Source organism: Yersinia thracica, assembly GCF_902170565.1.
GTDB lineage: Bacteria > Pseudomonadota > Gammaproteobacteria > Enterobacterales > Enterobacteriaceae > Yersinia > Yersinia thracica.
This window is the reverse complement of sequence record NZ_CABHXX010000057.1, coordinates 1-17,746: the sequence shown is the minus strand read 5'-3', so window position 1 is coordinate 17,746 and position 17,746 is coordinate 1. Positions and strand designations below refer to the sequence as shown.

The window sequence follows — 17,746 nt, the reverse complement described above, 5'->3', positions numbered from 1 at the left end:
GCCGCCCGACAATCAACAGGCCATTATTGGTCGCTGCTGGTTTTTTTCTTTGCACGCTTGGCCTTGGTGGCTGCGGCAATTTTCTTAGTCTTGGCGGATGCTCTTTTCGCTTTCGCTTTAGCCTTTTTCTCAGCCAGCGCTTTTTCATCTAACTTAGCGGCTGCATCTACCGGACGGAAAGCACTATCCGGCTCAAAGTTTGCCGGTTTTTTAGCACGACGAGGGCGTTTCTGCCCACTTCCTGCTGGCGCGCCATCACGGCGCGGTGCTCCAGATGAAGCACCGCGTCCACCACGACCCGTGGAGGTATCGCGCAGCGAGCGCTGTCCATCGGCTTTTTTGGCTTTATCACGCGCCGTTTTGCCTTCACCACGCGGTTTACGGGTGCTGGAGACCAGTGCAAAATCAATTTTGCGCTCATCCATATGGACAGCTTCAACCCGGATCTCCACGGTATCGCCCAGCCGGTAGGTCACACCGGAGGACTCGCCGATCAAGCGCTGGCCGATGTTGTCGTAGCGGTAGTAATCATTATCCAGGCTGGAAACATGCACCAGACCATCAATAAACAAGTCATCAAGGCGCACGAAGAAACCAAAGCCGGTGACGCTGGCAATAATCCCGGTAAAGACTTTACCGACCTGATCCTGCATAAAGTCACACTTCAGCCAGTCAGCTACGTTACGGGTAGCTTCATCAGCACGGCGTTCGGTCATTGAGCAATGTTCGCCCAATTGCAGCATCTCGTCGTATTCACTGTGCCAGCCACCGGTGGGTGTCCAGCGCTCTTTCACATTGCCATGCTCTTTGGCAAGCTGATACTTGATAGCCCGATGCATGGCTAAATCGGGATAACGGCGAATTGGCGAGGTAAAATGCCCATAAGACGCTAATGCCAAGCCAAAGTGACCCCGGTTTTCCGGATCGTAAATCGCCTGTTTCATCGAGCGTAGCAACATGGTTTGCAGCATTTCATGATCCGGGCGATCTGCAACTTCATCCATCAGCACCGCATAATCTTTCGGCTCTGGTTTCAAACCGCCGCCGAGGGTCAGGCCCAGCTCACCCAGCACACTGCGCAGGGCGGAGATATGGTCATCACTTGGGCGGTCATGCACACGGAACAGCGCCGGTTCGTTGTGTTTTTCCACAAAACGCGCCGCAGCAATGTTCGCCAAAATCATGCACTCTTCAATCAACTTATGCGCGTCATTACGCACGGTCGATTCAATACGCTCAATGCGCCGTTCGGCATTGAAGATAAACTTGGCTTCTTCAGTTTCAAAGGCAATACCGCCGCGCTCGGCACGGGCCTGATCCAGCGCCTTGTACATGGTGTGCAGCTCTAATAAATGCGGTACCAGCGGCTTATATTGCTCACGCAGCGACTCTTCACCATCAATAATCCGCCACACTTTGGTGTAGGTCAGACGTGCGTGGGAGCTCATCACTGCTTCATAAAACTTATACGACGATAACTTACCCTGTGCGGAGATGGTCATCTCACACACCATACACAGGCGGTCTACCTGCGGATTCAGGGAGCAAAGGCCGTTGGACAGCACTTCCGGCAGCATCGGAACAACTTGCGACGGGAAGTAAACCGAGTTACCACGGCTGCGAGCTTCATCATCCAGCGCAGTGCGCGGGCGCACATAATAGCTGACATCAGCAATCGCCACCCACAAGCGCCAGCCACCACCGCGTTTTTTCTCACAATACACCGCATCATCGAAGTCGCGGGCATCTTCACCATCAATAGTGACCAAAGGTAAGTTGCGTAAATCCACCCGCCCTTTTTTCGCTTCTTCCGGTACTTGCTCTTTCAGATCAGCCACTTGCTTTTCAACTTGTGGCGGCCAGGTATGCGGGATCTCATGGGTGCGCAGCGCGATATCTACCGCCATGCTGGTGCCCATGTTCTCGCCGAGCACTTCGACAATCTTACCCACCGCTTTAGAACGGCGAGTCGGGCGCTGGGTTAACTCAACCACCACCATATAGCCCATCCGCGCACCGCAGATAGCATCAGGTGGGATCAGAATGTCAAAACTCAAGCGGCCGTCATCTGGCACCACAAAACCGGTACCGGCATCAGTAAAGTAACGGCCGACAATCTGGCTGGTTTTCGGGACTAATACGCGCACGATACGTGCTTCACGGCGGCCTTTGCGGTCAGCGCCAACTGGCTGGGCCAAGACCACATCACCATGAATCGCGGTTTTCATCTGTTCTGCGGAGAGATACAGATCGTCTTTACTGCCTTCAACCCGTAAAAAGCCGAAACCATCACGGTGGCCAATAACAGTCCCGCGCAATAAGTCCAGACGCTCTGGCAAGGCATAGCACTGACGGCGGGTGAAGATCAATTGCCCATCACGCTCCATGGCGCGCAGGCGGCGGCGCAGCGCCTCTAGCTGTTCTTCACCCGATAAATTAAGTTCATTGGCCAGCTCTTCACGGCTGGCAGGTGTTTCGCGCTTCGCGAGATGAGCCAAAATGAATTCCCGGCTAGGGATCGGTGACTCATATTTCTCTGCTTCTCGTTCCAAGAATGGATCTTGTGACATTGCGGTTCCTCCGTTGTCAGCAGCTATACTCGTTCTATTATAAATAACTACTCAACAAGTAATAGCTTGTAGAGCGGGGAGTTATCTTTGACCATGTCAGCCAAAGTATAGTTATCCAGCTCATTAAGGAAACTCTGTACCGCCTGATTAAGCACTTGTTTCAGACGGCAAGCGGGTGTTATGTGGCAAAAATCACTACTGCAATTCACCAAAGAAAGTGGTTCTAACTGGCGCACAACGTCGCCAATTCTAATCTGGTCAGCCGGTTTACCTAACCGTATGCCGCCGTTTTTCCCCCGCACTGCAGTGACTAGCCCGACACGGCTCAACTGATTGATTATTTTAACCATATGATTGCGAGACACGCCATAGACCTCAGTTACCTGAGAAATGCTGGTCATTTGGCCTTCAGGTAGCGAGGCCATATAAGTCAGCGCCCGCAAACCATAATCGGTAAAACTTGTTAACTGCACGTATACCCCTGAGTATCAGTTTACTCGGCTTAAACCCATCTAAGATGACACGTTTTGGATAGATTATAAGTGCGATTCTAAGTGCTATTTAGAAACTTATAGTTTGAATGATAAACCAGCCATAAAGCTTGCGGCTAATCTTTTAGGTGGAGGGCGAGTCTTTTGATGTAAAACGGCTTATCCGAGGTCACTTCTGCACACAGTTATACCCAAAGATCTTAGTTTTGCAACTCACAACACGGCAACATCAAGTAAGAAAGGTATAAACAATAAACCGGACGTAAGCCCGGTTTATTAGAATCTGAATTCTGATTATTTAGCTATCAGCTAATTAATCATGCATCAAATGGGTCGCGCAGGATCATGGTTTCTTCACGATCTGGGCCGGTAGAAATAATATCAACCGGAACACCTGTCAGCTCTTCTACACGTTTGATGTAGTTCAGGGCTGCCTGTGGCAACTTGCTGTGTTCTTTCACGCCAAAAGTAACGTCTGACCAGCCCGGCATGGTTTCGTAGATTGGCTCAATACCTTCCCAACCTTCAGCAGCCAGCGGAGTGGTAGTCACTTCGCGACCATCTGGCATGCGGTAGCCAACACAAAGCTTAACTTCTTTCAGGCCATCCAGCACGTCCAGTTTAGTCATGCAGAAGCCAGACAAGGAGTTGATCTGCACCGCACGGCGCACAGCAACGATATCCAACCAGCCGGTACGACGGCTACGGCCTGTGGTCGCGCCATATTCGTTGCCTTGCTTGCGCAGGAATTCGCCGGTCTCGTCATTCAGTTCAGTCGGGAATGGACCTGCACCGACACGAGTGGAATAAGCTTTAACGATACCCAGTACATAATCAACATAACGTGGACCCAGGCCAGAACCTGTCGCTACGCCACCTGCGGTGGTGTTAGATGAAGTCACATACGGATAAGTACCGTGGTCGATGTCCAGCAAGGTGCCTTGTGCGCCTTCAAACATCATGAAATCGCCACGTTTGCGGGCGCTGTCCAGCAATTCAGAAACATCAACGACCATTGCGGTCAGAATATCGGCGATAGCCAATACGTCATCCAGCACTTTCTGGTAGTCAACCGCTTCTTCTTTGTAGTAATGCACCAACTGGAAGTTGTGGTAATCCACCATTTCTTTCAGTTTGATCGCGAAAGTTTCTTTGTTGAATAAATCGCCTACACGCAGACCGCGGCGAGCTACTTTATCTTCATAGGCAGGCCCGATACCACGGCCGGTAGTACCGATAGCTTTTGCACCACGTGCTTTTTCACGCGCATTATCCAGAGCCACATGATAAGGCAGGATTAATGGACATGCTTCGGAGAGTAACAGTCGCTCACGTACAGGCACACCGCGCGCTTCAAGTTCTGTCATCTCTTTCATTAAAGCGTCAGGTGCCAGTACAACACCGTTGCCGATGATGCTGATTACGTTTTCACGCAGAATACCTGAGGGAATTAAATGAAGAACGGTTTTCTCACCGTTAATAACCAAAGTATGGCCAGCGTTGTGACCACCTTGATAGCGCACAACATATTTAGCCCGTTCAGTCAGCAGGTCAACGACCTTGCCCTTACCTTCGTCACCCCATTGGGTGCCCAGTACGACGACGTTCTTACCCATCTCAAAAATCACCAGGTTGCTTAAAAAAGGATTCTAACATCTCATTCGGCTGCTTTCAGTACTTTTTAACACATAACTGAACAATTTTTGTGCTTACATTTAGCCACCCATGCGGCTACGCAACATGTAGTAGATCACGATGCCGGCAACCACTAATCCTCCGCCAAAACGACGTAAAGTGGCATCAGGTAATTCGGTCATTGCCTGAATCATTTTGCGCCAGGCTTTGGGGTAAAGCATCGGGCCAAGCCCTTCCAGCACCAAAACCAAACCCAATGCTAACAAGATGGTTGAATTCATTTTCTGTCTCAATCAAATGGAAAAGGCGGCCTAAAATAGAAAAGGCCCGCGTTAACGGGCCTTACTGTTACTGCCAAAAACGGGCTGTCACGGCAGTCGTTATGGACGTTTGCTAGAGTTATCCGGCGATTTCATGTAGCGGAAGAAATCACTTTCAGGGCTAAGCACCATCACATCGTTGCCGCTGCTGAAGCTATTTTCATACGCGCGCAAGCTACGAATGAAAGCATAGAAGTCTGGATCTTTACTGAATGCGTCAGCAAATAGACGAGCCGCTTCTGCATCACCGCCACCACGCGTAATACGCGCCTGACGCTCTGCTTCTGCCAGAGTACGCGTCACTTCATAGTCAGCTGTTGCACGCAACTTCTCGGCTTCTTCCTGACCTTGCGAACGGTGACGACGGGCTACCGCTTCACGTTCAGCACGCATACGCTGGAAGATAGCGTCAGAGACTTCTGCCGGTAAGTTGATTTGCTTGATACGCACGTCAACCACTTCAATCCCCAGAGCCGCCATGCTGTTCGGGTTAACCGCTGGCTGTTTGCCACGGGTTTCCTGTTCAACACGCGCTGCCGCAGAGGCAATAGCATCATCCGCTTCAGTGGTAATGGCTTCATCGCCCACACTACCGGTATTCAGCGCATCACGCACATCTGAAGTCAGACGGCCGCGTGAATCTGTTACGATGTCGCGCACATTCAGGCGACCAATTTCAGAACGCAAACGGTCACTGAATTTACGTTTCAACAGCACTTCAGCCTGAGATACATCTCCACCACCGGTGGCCAGATAATAACGGCTGAAATCGCTGATACGCCATTTCAGGTATGAGTCAACAATCAGGTCTTTTTTCTCGTTGGTCACGAAACGGTCGGCCTGGTTGTCCATGGTTTGAATACGGGCATCCAACGTCTTCACTGTTTCGATAAAGGGTATTTTGAAGTGCAGGCCCGGCGCGTACACCAGCGGCTTGTTATCACTATCACGTAATACCTTGCCAAAGCGCAGTACAATACCGCGTTGACCTTCTTGTACCACAAACAGCGAAGCGTAGAGTGCGACTAACACCACAACGACGATAAGTAAAATAGACTTACGCATTGGTTATTCTCTCCCTACGCGAGTGGAAGTATCACGCTGAGCATTCGCCCGGCGCTGATCCATGATAGAGCCACTGGTTGAACTGGTATTCGAGTTACTTGCACCAGATTGTTGGCTGCTATTAGCAGAGGAAGGCGGATTCAAACGAATCAGACTGGTGTCTTTGTTGCCATCCGTTTTCTCTGTAGCACCTTGTCCACGCAGCAGTTGATCCAACGGCAGCACCATCAGACTATTACCTTTGTCATTCGCCAGTACTTTGCGAGTATGACCGAGGACTTTCTCCATGGTTTCGATATACAGACGCTCACGGGTAATTTCCGGTGCAGCCTTATACTCAGGCAACAACTTAGCAAAACCAGCAACTTCACCTTGCGCTTCCAATACTTTACGTGCGGCATATGCACGAGCATCTTCTAACAGACGCTGCGCCTGACCATTAGCACGAGGCTGAACTTCGTTGGTGTAAGCTTCTGCTTCACGAATATATTGTTGTTCGTTTTCACGGGCAGCAATCGCATCATCAAACGCCGCTTTAACTTCTTCCGGCGGACGCGCTGCCTGGAAGTTAACGTCCAGCAGAGTGATACCCATTTTGTATGGACGAATAGTTTCTTCCAGTACACGCTGAGTATCGCTACGCACGATGGTACGGCCTTCGGTGAGGATTTTGTCCATGGTGTATTTACCAATAACACCACGCACTGCGCTGTCAGTGGCCTGACGCAAGCTGTCATCCGGGTTTGTCACGCTAAACAGATAAGCGGCCGGGTCAGTTACGCGGTACTGAACGTTCATTTCGATGCGAACGACGTTTTCATCAGAGGTCAACATGACACCTGAAGCCGCCAATTCACGTACAGATTCGACGTTAACCGGAGTCACTTCATCAATAAAGGTCGGTTTCCAGTTCAAACCAGGCTGTACAATGTGGCTTAATTTACCCAAGCGAGTCACAACACCACGCTCGGCTTCTTTAATTGTATAGAAACCACTTGCCGCCCAGATAACCACAACCGCAACCACAGCGATACCCACAATACGCCCACTGAAAGCAGGGCCTTGTGTCGCGCCATTATTGCCATTGCCGTTGCCGCCACCTTTGCCTGTGAGGCTACTTAGCTTTTTGCTCAGTTTCCGGAAGATATCATCCAGATCGGGCGGCCCTTGGTCACGGCCACCTTTATTATTATTGTTATTGTTATTTCCGCCAGAGTTGCCGCCATTATTATTGCTGCTCCCCCACGGATCGCGGTCCTGTCCGTTATTACCGGGCTGATTCCACGCCATGTTTTAGCTCCATTCTTCTATGATTGGTTTTCTTCAGGCCAAGAGCACACGCCAAAGAAGCTGGCTCTTAATCTCGCAAAATCAATCAGATAATCAATTAATAAGCCGTACTGGCTCATTAGTAATATAACTGACCAAATCTTGCTCTTGCTTACAGAGACGACGCCAATCAACGATAGGCATTCTTACCACCATACCGACGTTCCCGTCCTCGTCTATCCACTCTTTTTCAATTGCCTGAAGCTGGTAAAAACGGCTGCGTAAACGGCCTGCCTGAGGCGGCAAACGCAATTCAAAGTGTGCGATCTCACCTGAAAGACGCTCCGTTAACGCTTGAAAGAGCAACGGGATACCTGCGCCAGTTTGGGCCGAAAGCCAAACTCTGACTGGCAGATTGTCTTCGTTGCGATCAATTCGCGGGACGAAATCATCCAACAAATCAATTTTATTCATTACTAATAATGTAGGGATTTCATCCGCCTCGATTTCTGCCAATACAGAATCGACTGCGGCCATATTCTCGGCCACCCGAGGATCAGCTGCGTCAATAATGTGTAGCAGTAATGAGGCTTGCCGCGTTTCTTGTAATGTCGCTTTAAAAGCAGCAACCAGATCGTGCGGCAAATGCCGGATAAAGCCTACCGTATCCGCCAACACTGTATCGCCCACATCAGCCACAGTAATACGGCGTAAAGTTGGATCCAGCGTAGCAAATAGTTGGTCAGCCGCGTAAACATCAGCTGCCGTAATTTTGTTAAACAGGCTAGATTTACCGGCGTTGGTATATCCCACCAAAGAGACTGTCGGAATATCAGCACGGGTGCGTGCGCGCCGCCCCTGCTCACGCTGCTTTGCAACTCGCTCCAAACGGCTCAAAATCAAGCTGATGCGGTCACGTAGCAAACGGCGGTCGGTCTCCAACTGGGTTTCACCAGGCCCTCTTAGGCCGATGCCCCCCTTTTGACGCTCAAGATGCGTCCAACCACGTACCAAGCGGGTCGCAATATGACGCAATTGCGCTAATTCGACCTGCAATTTACCTTCATGGGTACGGGCCCGTTGGGCAAAAATATCTAAAATCAGCCCAGTACGATCAATAACCCGACACTCACACAAACGCTCAAGATTTCGCTCCTGCGCTGCGGAAAGGGCATGATCAAACAAGACAACAGACGCACCACTGGCTTTCACTGCGTCAGCAATTTCTACTGCCTTTCCCTCGCCCACAAAAAACTTAGGATGCGGAGCTTTGCGACTACCCGTCACAATTTGCAAAGCTTCTACGCCCGCAGAAGATACCAGCGCTTCGAACTCACGCAGATCCTCTGAGTTTTTGTCTTGCGAGAAATAGATATGAACCAGTACGGCCTGCTCACCGCCTTCATAACGGTCAAACAAACGTGCAACCTCTCAAACGGATCAAAACCGCTAGTGCGGAGAACATAAACCCGAATCCGTTGCTTATGTTCCCCGTCATGGTTGACCAGCAATGCGCTTTATTCAGCGTCATCGCTATCCTGCTGCGGCTGTTGCGGCGCAGATGGATTACTACCATGATAATTATTAGTGCTACCACTCGGGTTATTGCTGTGATGCGAAACCGGGCGAGAAGGCACAACAGTAGAGATGGCGTGTTTATAAACCATCTGGCTGACTGTATTTTTTAACAGAATGACAAACTGATCAAAAGACTCAACTTGGCCCTGCAGTTTAATGCCATTCACTAAATAAATAGAAACCGGAACCCGTTCACGACGCAATGCGTTCAGGAACGGATCTTGCAAAGATTGCCCCTTAGCCATTCTGTATTTTCCTTATTTGCTTGTTGTTATTAACTAAGAACCTATTGGCTCGAAAATAAACTACGTAAAAAAATCCGCGCGTTGAGTACTAATCAATTGTACACAATCATTCAACCTATGCACTAACAACCTGTATTACAGAGTCTAAAGCCTCTCCCGGCTTATCGCTGTCAAGCCACTGGACTGAACCCCAGCCCCGCAACCAGGTCATTTGGCGCTTTGCCAGTTGACGTGTCGCACAGATTCCGCGGTAAACCATATCGTCGTAATCAATCTCACCGGACAGATAAGACCACATCTGCCGGTATCCTACACAACGAATGGCTGGCATATCCGTATGCAAATCACCGCGGTCAAAAAGCGCCCTAGCCTCGGTTTCAAACCCTGCATCCAGCATCTGACGAAAACGTAATTCAATCCGCTGGTGCAACAGTTCCCGGCTAACAGGCGCAATCGCAAATTGGTGAACCCGATAAGGTAAGGTTTCACCCGAAATTTTAGTCAGTTCTGTTAGAGTTTTACCTGAAATAAAAAAAACTTCCAGTGCTCTGGAGAGCCGTTGGGGATCATTAGGATGAATTCGCGCCGCAGCGACGGGATCGATTTCAGCCAATTGTTGATGTAATACTTCCCAGCCCAGTTCCGCTGCCTGCTGTTCAATACGCTGGCGCACTTGCGGGTCTGCACTCGGCAATGGCGATAATCCATCCAACAGCGCTTTAAAGTACAACATAGTGCCGCCCACCAGCAGCGGAATACGCCCAGCGGCGGTAATCTCGGCCATTTCTTTTAATGCATCTTTACGGAAATCAGCGGCGGAGTATGCTTGCGCGGGATCGCGGATATCAATCAGCCGATGTGGTGCTAATGCCAACTCTTCTGCGCTGGGTTTCGCGGTGCCGATATCCATACCGCGATAAATCAGAGCAGAATCGACACTGATTAGCTCCACAGGTAGCCGCTGTCTCAGCGCAATGGAGAGCGCCGTTTTACCCGAGGCAGTTGGCCCCATAATAAAGATTGCCGGTGGCCGGTCTAGATTTTCAATATCATTCATGTTTCAGGGTTGCCAGTGCAGCCTTTATATCAATAGGTTGTAATAGCCCAGCTGGCGGTGATTTTACCAGCTGTGGACAAAGACGTTCAACATCTGCCAATAACTGTATCGCTTGAGACACATTCCATACCTCATGTTCACTGCCAAGATGGCGAGAAATCCATGTGGCGAGAGCATCTGGCGATATCTCTTCATGCTGCGACAGATAGCCTAACAGTTCCGGTATCAGTTTTTGTAAATTTTGTTGGCGTAATGGTAAAGATACTGCGCGTAAAGTCGCCTTTTCGTGTTCCACGGCCAATTCTATTCCCATGGTCACTAACAATTTCTGATGGCGCTGGCACGCGGCCGCTTCATTTTTATCCAATGTCAGTTTTAAGGGGATTAATAGCGGCTGAGGGCGCAACCCTTCTGCGGGCGGATTCAACTGAGCTTGCTTTAACCAACGCTCAGCAACGGTTAATTCCAGTAATGCCACGCCCTGTTTATATTCAATAAGAGCATAGCAAGGCGGAAACACGGTGAGTACCCGGCCAAAACTGTAATTATCGCCGTGCAGTGGCTCGTCATTAAGTCTCTGACGCGGTACTGGCGCAGGCGCGGCCGGAGGTTGGCTCACTACAGCCGGTTTATTCACTACGGCTGGCTGTACCAGTTGGCGATATAATTCACCTTGTTGCTTTTGATAGGGTTGGCCGGCGTTATAAGTCGGGGCGGGTTCACGAGCTACTGGCCGCGCAGTCGTGGCGGCCCGCTCCGGAGAAGAAACTCGTGTTACTGGCGCAGTTTTCGCCGGCTCCGGTTGAGCATATTTATTCCCCCCTGCCGCCACGCGATTTTCTGGTTGCCAGCGCGGGGCGTCGATTTCTTCACCCTCTTCATTGATGTTCAGAACCGGGGTTGCGGCTTGCTGTAAAACCGTGGTAACCGCTTGATAAATAAAATCATGCACCAGCCGTGCTTGATGGAAACGCACTTCGTGTTTCGCTGGATGCACATTGACATCCACCTGATGTGGGTCAATATCCAGATACAATACATAGGCGGGTTGCTGGTCGTCTTTCAGCAAATCTTGATAAGCCTGGCGGATCGCGTGGTTAATCAGCCGGTCGCGCATCATGCGGTTATTGACGTAGCAATATTGCATTTCACTCAGTGTGCGGCTGGCGGCCGGATCTGCTACCCAACCGCGAATCGTCAAATCACCGTGCTGCCAGGAAATCGCCAGCGCATGCTGCAAAAATGCCGGGCCACAGATACTCGCCAGACGGCGCTCATGTTGGGAAGGGTCAGGCGCGGCGCGATACTGGCGCATTAACTTACCGTTATGGCTGAGATTAATCGCCACATCAAAGCGCGCCAGCGCAATGCGCCGCACCACTTCATCAATATGGCCAAACTCGGTTTTTTCGGTGCGCATAAATTTGCGGCGGGCCGGCGTATTATAAAACAAATCCAGCACTTCAAGGGTGCTGCCGACCGGATGAGCCGCAGGTTTGATGGTCACCGCCATATCGCGGCCTTCAGCATACGCCTGCCAGGCTTCATTTTGTTCAGCTGTGCGCGATGTCAGCATCAGACGCGAGACTGAACTGATACTGGCTAATGCTTCGCCACGAAACCCCATACTGAGGATGGCTTCCAAATCTTCCAGCGAGCTTATCTTACTGGTGGCATGGCGCGCTAATGCCAATGCCAAATCGTCTTTACCAATGCCGCAGCCATTATCACGGATGCGAATCAGTTTTGCGCCACCACGTTCGATATCAATATCAATCCGTGTCGCACCCGCATCCAAACTATTTTCCACCAACTCTTTCACCACCGACGCAGGCCGCTCTACCACTTCACCGGCGGCAATTTGGTTAGCAAGCTGTGGTGGTAGAATCTGAATTGGCATAGCAGTTCCTTTCGCTTACGACTGTGGAATAGTGAGGGTTTGCCCCAGTTGGACATTGCCTGATTTTATCTTATTCGCCCGCTCAATCTCACTCATCGACACACCATATCGGGCCGCAATAGCCGACAGCGTATCGCCGCGTTTTACCTCATGTTTAACCGGCTGATGCTTAACCTGCTGGCTTTTGCTCGGCTTGGCTTTCGCCACTGCTTTTGGCGCGGCTGCCGCAGCGGTGCCCGAGGCGGGGACTTTCAAGCGCTGCCCCACCCAGACCACATCATTTTTCAGTGTATTGTTTTGCCGCAACACCGCCATGCTGACGCCATATTGACTGGCAATGCCGGATAAAGTTTCACCGCGTTGGACTTTATGAATCTGGCTTCTATTTTTCGTAACGGCACCTGCCGCAACCGGCTTGGCGGCAGATGACCCGCGGCTATTTGCTATGTTGCTGACCACCGGATCTGGCTGGCTAACGCTTGAGCGCTGTGAAGAAGAGTCAACCGCCGCTGTTTCAATTAGCGGGCGGTTTTCGACCTTTGGGTCGGCTTGTAGCGGATGCGCGAGGAAATAACTGCGCAAACCTTTATAAATGGCTTGAGCAATTTTCTCCTGATACGCGCTACTGCCAAGCAGCCGCTCCTCCGTACTATTACTGATAAAGCCGGTTTCCACTAACAATGACGGAATATCCGGTGAACGTAACACCCCAAGACTGGCGTGTTCCGGCCGACGTTTATGAATATCGCCCACTCTTTGCAACTCATTCAGTACCTTAGTGGCGACGTCATAACCTACCCGCTGTGAGTGACCGAATTGTAAATCCAGCACTGCCTGACTTAAATAAGGGTCAGAGGCGGTGTTGGCCAACACATCACCGGCCCCACCAAGCAGTTCGGATTGTTTCTCATGCTGCTCCAGCCAATTACCCATTTCACTGTTGGCGCGGCGATTCGACAATACCCACACCGACGCCCCGGTTGCGCTGCGGTTAGGTGCCGCATCAGCATGGACGGAGACCAGCACGTTAGCGCCCTGCTTACGCGCCACATCAGAGCGGCCCATTACCGAAATGAAATAATCGCCATTGCGGGTCAACACCGGTTTAAACATCGGGTCACTGTTAAGCAGTGCTTCAAGCCGACGGGCGATGGCGATAGTGACATTCTTCTCTTGCAAGCCATTTTGCCCAATAGCGCCGGGGTCCTGACCACCGTGACCGGCATCAATCGCCACCACCACACGGGAGCTGTTCGCCGCACTGGCGGTGTTGGTCTGGCGGGCGGTTTTGATTGGCCGGGCAGTGTTCGTCGTGATGTTCTCGCTGCTCACCACCACAGTCGGCTTGTTGTTAAACGGATTTTTAGCTACTGACGTGGTATTAGCGCTGGTGATCCGTGATTCCGCATTCGCATTCGTCGCCGGTGCAGTTAACCGCCCGGCGTTGGGGCTCGGCGTATTGGTTTGGTTCAGCGGCGCATTATTTTGGCTTAATGTGGGCTGCGTTTGCCGCACCGGCGCACTCGCCGCCGCAGTCATGGTGATCACCACGGTGTAATTGTTGCCCGACTGCTGAGTCACCGCGCGAGTTTTGACTTTTTGTGTCAGTTCCAGCACCAAACGGGTGCTTTGTTCATCTTTCGGGGTACTGGAGCGAATTCTTTTCAGCAGATTCTGCCCACTGAATTCCAGGGGTAATCCGGAAAGATTGCCGCTTTGACGGACATCAAGCACCACCCGCTCAGGTGAATTTAAAGAAAAGAAAGCATACACCGGCTGACCATCAAAACTGAGTGTCACTTTGCTTTCAGTCGGGCCATTGTTGACCTTAATGTCGGTAAGTTTGGCGGCAAATGCGGAAGGCAGAGCCAATAAACTCGCCATAATCAGCATGACGGCAGCCAATGATGGTTGCCAGAAAGTCTTTCTCGTCCAACAACCTGGTCGCGTTAAGCAATTAAATCGCATAATGCTATTTATTAGTCGCGTAAAGCTATGCATCATTATCAAATTATCCTTGCACAGCAGCTAAACGGCGCAATACATCCGCACCGGCATCAGAAAGGGCCACCAGGTGGGCTTCGCGCCCCTCGTCCTGATAAGCCAAATGCAGCTCGACATCCGCTTGAGGTAAGAACCCAGCCCCTTGTTGTGGCCATTCCACCAAACAAATTGCCTGCTTATCAAAGTAATCACGAATGCCCATAAACTCCAGCTCCTCGGGGTCAGCCAGACGGTACAGGTCAAAATGGTAAACCGGCCTTGGGGCTAGCGCATAAGGTTCAACCAAGGTATAAGTCGGGCTTTTAACATGCCCTGAATGGCCAAGGGCCTGAAGAAAACCGCGGCTAAAAGTTGTTTTTCCGGCACCTAAGTCACCGAACAGATAAATAACGCTGGCACCCTCGAAGGCATGAGCCAAAGTGCCCCCCAATGCAACGGTCGCTGCCTCATCAGGCAGAGGTAAAACGAGTTCTTTCATTCTGTGATATCTATTTTGCTAACTCAGGATTAACGTACTTCGGAATAACTGACAGCAAATCTGTAGCCAGTAAACCCCGGGTGCCTTGAACTTCAGCCAGTTTGTCTGCGGCAACGCCATGCACAACACAACCTGCACAGGCGGCATCATACAGCACCAGCTTTTGTGCTATCAAACTCCCAATAATGCCGGACAGAATATCCCCCATACCGCCGGAGGCCATACCCGCATTGCCGACATCAGCAATCGCCATCTCGCCCTGTTCACTGGCAATAAGAGTACCAGCCCCTTTCAAGACCACCACACCACCATATTGTTTAACGATGTTACGGGCAGAAAGTAAGCGGTCACTCTCAATATCAGCAACGCGACAACCGAGCAGGCGGGCAGCTTCGCCAGGATGAGGAGTTAATACCCGATTCTGACGCTTCAGCGGATTTAATGCCAGCAAGTTGAGTGCATCAGCATCCCATAATGCTGGTTTATCACTTTGTTGCAATAAATTCAGAGCATTTCGACCCCAATCAGATTGCCCTAACCCCGGCCCGACCACCAATACATCAGCCCAACTCATACTTTGCGCCAAGGTTTCAGCGGTTAACTCCTGCACCATTAGCTCTGGACGAGCAGCTAAAATCGGGGCCACATGCTCAATGTGAGTGAGTACTCGCACCAGCCCAGCGCCGCTACGCAGCGCAGCTTCTCCCGCCATGCGAATCGCGCCGCCAAACCCTTTATCGCCTCCCACCAGCAATAACCGCCCATGCTCACCTTTATGGGCGCAAGGGCGACGCGGTTTCAGCCATTGCGGCAAATTACCGGCGGTCAGGCGCTCAATTTGGACCGGTTGAGCAGCCAGCCATGGTGTCAATCCTAAATCATTGCAGTGTAAATGCCCCACCCAATCACGGGCTTGCCCAGTGAGTAAACCAGGCTTTAGGGTGACAAAAGTTAAAGTGTGATCCGCGCGAATGACTGAGCCAGGAGCCGCGCCGCTATCAGCGCTCAGCCCAGACGGGATATCCAAGGCGACTTTTGCTGCACGGTGGCGGTTTGCTGTGTCAATCAGCGTAGCATAAACGCCTTGCGGCGCGGCGCGCAGGCCAATACCGAGCAAACCATCAATAATTAAATCGATATGTTGTGGCCATAAGATATCAGGTTGATTAATCATGCCGCCCGCTGCCAGCCATTGAGATTGCGCCTGATGGGCTTCTGCGGGCAGGGGCCGATTGCCGGGGCAAGCAATCAGTGTAACATTCAGACCCGCGGCCAATGCCCGGCTGGCAACAATGTAGCCATCGCCACCATTATTACCGTGACCGCATAAAATCATCCAGTGGCGCGCGGCGGGGTATTGTTTTCGCGCCAGTTCAAATGCGGCATTTCCTGCTCTCACCATCAGGTCAAATAAGCTCAGAGAGAAGTGTGCTGCGGCAATCGCCTCATTCTGGCGCACCCAGTCCGCAGAAAAAACAGAGTGTGGTAAACTGATACCGATTTGTTTCTTACTATGGTCCGTCATGGCACACCCCCTCGATCTGAATCAATTAGCCCAACATATCAAGCAATGGGGGCAATCGCTAGGTTTCCAGCAAGTCGGTATCTGCGATACAGATTTGTCAGCGGAAGAACCGCGGTTACAGGCTTGGCTTGATAAACAATATCATGGCGAAATGGCCTGGATGGCCCGCCACGGTATGCTGCGCGCGCGGCCCCATGAATTATTACCCGGCACTTTGCGGGTGATTAGCGTACGGATGAATTATCTGCCCGCCAAAGCCGCATTTGCCAGCACATTAAAAAATTCAGAGCTCGGCTATGTCAGCCGTTATGCATTAGGTCGCGACTATCATAAATTATTACGCCAACGTCTGAAGAAATTGGGTGACCAGATCCAAAGTTATTGCCTCGAACAGCAAACCCAATCAGGGCAGCCTGCGGGTCAGGAAATCAATTTCCGCCCGTTTGTCGATTCCGCCCCGATAATGGAGCGTTCACTGGCGGCTAAAGCCGGGATTGGCTGGGTTGGTAAGCACTCACTGATTTTAAATCGTGAGGCCGGTTCCTGGTTCTTCTTGGGTGAGTTGCTCATTGATCTGCCGCTGCCGGTCGATAAACCCCAAGAAGAACAATGCGGGCGTTGTGTTGCTTGCATGACCACCTGCCCGACCGGCGCTATCGTCGCGCCCTATACGGTTGATGCCCGCCGTTGCATTTCCTATCTGACTATTGAGTTGGAGGGCGCAATACCGGAAGAGTTTCGTCCCCTGATGGGCAATCGTATTTATGGTTGTGATGATTGCCAACTTATCTGCCCGTGGAACCGCTTTTCCCAATTAACTGACGAAGAAGATTTCAGCCCTCGCGCAGTGCTGCACACCCCACAGTTGCTGGATTTATTTAGCTGGAATGAAGAGAAGTTTTTACGGATAACCGAAGGCTCTGCTATTCGGCGAATTGGTCACCTGCGCTGGTTGCGTAATATCTCGGTAGCATTGGGTAATGCGCCCTATCTCGATAATATTGTTTTGGCACTGGAAGCGCGCCGCGGCATTGATCCGATGTTAGATGAACATATTGAGTGGGCAATTTCACAACAATTAAAAAGACGGTCTACACTGATTGGGGATGTTCAATCGCCGCAGAAAAAACGGCTGGTGAGAGCGATTGAAAAAGGCCTGCCACGAGATGCCTGATGCCGCTTTTGCCTAATATTGCCATAATATTAAGCAGAGTTTTTTTCAACTATTTTTATTATGAATAAACCCAGACTTTTCCTGTGTATAAAAATAAAAACACCTTGGCAATCAAGTGCAAAAAAAAGCACAAGTGATCGACATAACGTTTTCACATAAAAATATATGCAAATAAATCAGATGGTTATAAAGCAGGGAATTAAAGTGGTTAATTTATGAACTGAATATAAAAACAGCAGAATCTGTGGATAACTCTGTTGAAGAAGTTAATACAATGTATGTGAAGTGAGGTGAGGTGAGGTGAGGTGCAGCGTATGATTGGGCTATGGATAATTAAGACAAAATTGAATGAAACATTTTGGAGCGGGAAACGAGACTCGAACTCGCGACCCCGACCTTGGCAAGGTCGTGCTCTACCAACTGAGCTATTCCCGC

At 50.7% G+C, this 17,746-nt stretch carries 14 protein-coding genes and 1 tRNA gene; 1 reads left to right on the top strand and 14 read right to left on the bottom strand.

What is annotated here, in order from left to right:
• Window positions 1-23: 23 nt before the first annotated feature.
• From rnr to nnr, 13 genes are all read right to left on the bottom strand, one after another.
• Window positions 24-2,570, bottom strand: coding sequence for a ribonuclease R (gene rnr / locus FTA91_RS06600; protein ID WP_145583095.1), 2,547 nt, complete (start codon window positions 2,568-2,570; stop codon window positions 24-26).
• Window positions 2,571-2,617: 47 nt separating this feature from the next.
• Entirely contained in the window at window positions 2,618-3,043 is a 426-nt protein-coding gene (gene nsrR, locus FTA91_RS06595; RefSeq protein ID WP_050115046.1) for a nitric oxide-sensing transcriptional repressor NsrR, read from the bottom strand.
• A 335-nt stretch (window positions 3,044-3,378) separates the two neighbouring features.
• Window positions 3,379-4,677: an adenylosuccinate synthase gene (locus FTA91_RS06590; RefSeq protein ID WP_145583093.1), complete on the bottom strand. Its 1,299-nt coding sequence runs from the start codon at window positions 4,675-4,677 to the stop codon at window positions 3,379-3,381.
• A gap of 99 nt (window positions 4,678-4,776) precedes the next feature.
• On the bottom strand, window positions 4,777-4,977 hold the full coding sequence (locus tag FTA91_RS06585) for a DUF2065 domain-containing protein (RefSeq protein WP_145583092.1): 201 nt from the start codon (window positions 4,975-4,977) through the stop codon (window positions 4,777-4,779).
• Between the two features lie 99 nt (window positions 4,978-5,076).
• Window positions 5,077-6,081: a protease modulator HflC gene (hflC, locus tag FTA91_RS06580; RefSeq protein WP_050115040.1), complete on the bottom strand. Its 1,005-nt coding sequence runs from the start codon at window positions 6,079-6,081 to the stop codon at window positions 5,077-5,079.
• 3 nt (window positions 6,082-6,084) lie between these two features.
• On the bottom strand, window positions 6,085-7,371 hold the full coding sequence (hflK, locus tag FTA91_RS06575; RefSeq protein ID WP_050115039.1) for an FtsH protease activity modulator HflK: 1,287 nt from the start codon (window positions 7,369-7,371) through the stop codon (window positions 6,085-6,087).
• Between the two features lie 93 nt (window positions 7,372-7,464).
• Window positions 7,465-8,769 (bottom strand): ribosome rescue GTPase HflX, encoded by a 1,305-nt coding sequence (hflX, locus tag FTA91_RS06570; protein WP_038636933.1) that lies wholly within the window; start codon window positions 8,767-8,769, stop codon window positions 7,465-7,467.
• A 98-nt stretch (window positions 8,770-8,867) separates the two neighbouring features.
• The gene (hfq, locus tag FTA91_RS06565; protein WP_004392473.1) at window positions 8,868-9,173 is read right to left on the bottom strand and encodes an RNA chaperone Hfq; all 306 of its coding nucleotides are present in this window, start codon (window positions 9,171-9,173) and stop codon (window positions 8,868-8,870) included.
• Window positions 9,174-9,288: 115 nt separating this feature from the next.
• Window positions 9,289-10,230 (bottom strand): tRNA (adenosine(37)-N6)-dimethylallyltransferase MiaA, encoded by a 942-nt coding sequence (gene miaA / locus FTA91_RS06560; protein ID WP_145534381.1) that lies wholly within the window; start codon window positions 10,228-10,230, stop codon window positions 9,289-9,291.
• Complete coding sequence (mutL, locus tag FTA91_RS06555) at window positions 10,223-12,130, bottom strand: DNA mismatch repair endonuclease MutL (RefSeq protein WP_050115034.1); 1,908 nt, start codon at window positions 12,128-12,130, stop codon at window positions 10,223-10,225. The genes miaA and mutL overlap by 8 nt, the downstream gene beginning before the upstream one ends.
• 15 nt (window positions 12,131-12,145) lie before the next feature.
• Window positions 12,146-14,023, bottom strand: a complete 1,878-nt coding sequence (amiB, locus tag FTA91_RS06550) for an N-acetylmuramoyl-L-alanine amidase AmiB (protein ID WP_186377349.1) — start codon at window positions 14,021-14,023, stop codon at window positions 12,146-12,148.
• 118 nt (window positions 14,024-14,141) lie between these two features.
• Window positions 14,142-14,612 (bottom strand): tRNA (adenosine(37)-N6)-threonylcarbamoyltransferase complex ATPase subunit type 1 TsaE, encoded by a 471-nt coding sequence (tsaE, locus tag FTA91_RS06545; RefSeq protein ID WP_050115030.1) that lies wholly within the window; start codon window positions 14,610-14,612, stop codon window positions 14,142-14,144.
• A gap of 10 nt (window positions 14,613-14,622) precedes the next feature.
• A complete protein-coding gene (gene nnr / locus FTA91_RS06540) occupies window positions 14,623-16,137 on the bottom strand; it encodes a bifunctional ADP-dependent NAD(P)H-hydrate dehydratase/NAD(P)H-hydrate epimerase (protein WP_050115029.1) in 1,515 nt (504 codons plus the stop codon).
• On the opposite strand from nnr, the gene queG reads away from it, so the two are divergent.
• A complete protein-coding gene (queG, locus tag FTA91_RS06535) occupies window positions 16,136-17,311 on the top strand; it encodes a tRNA epoxyqueuosine(34) reductase QueG (RefSeq protein ID WP_050115027.1) in 1,176 nt (391 codons plus the stop codon). The genes nnr and queG overlap by 2 nt on opposite strands.
• A gap of 359 nt (window positions 17,312-17,670) precedes the next feature.
• On the opposite strand, the gene FTA91_RS06530 is transcribed toward queG, so the two are convergent.
• Window positions 17,671-17,746: transfer RNA gene (locus tag FTA91_RS06530), tRNA-Gly, on the bottom strand.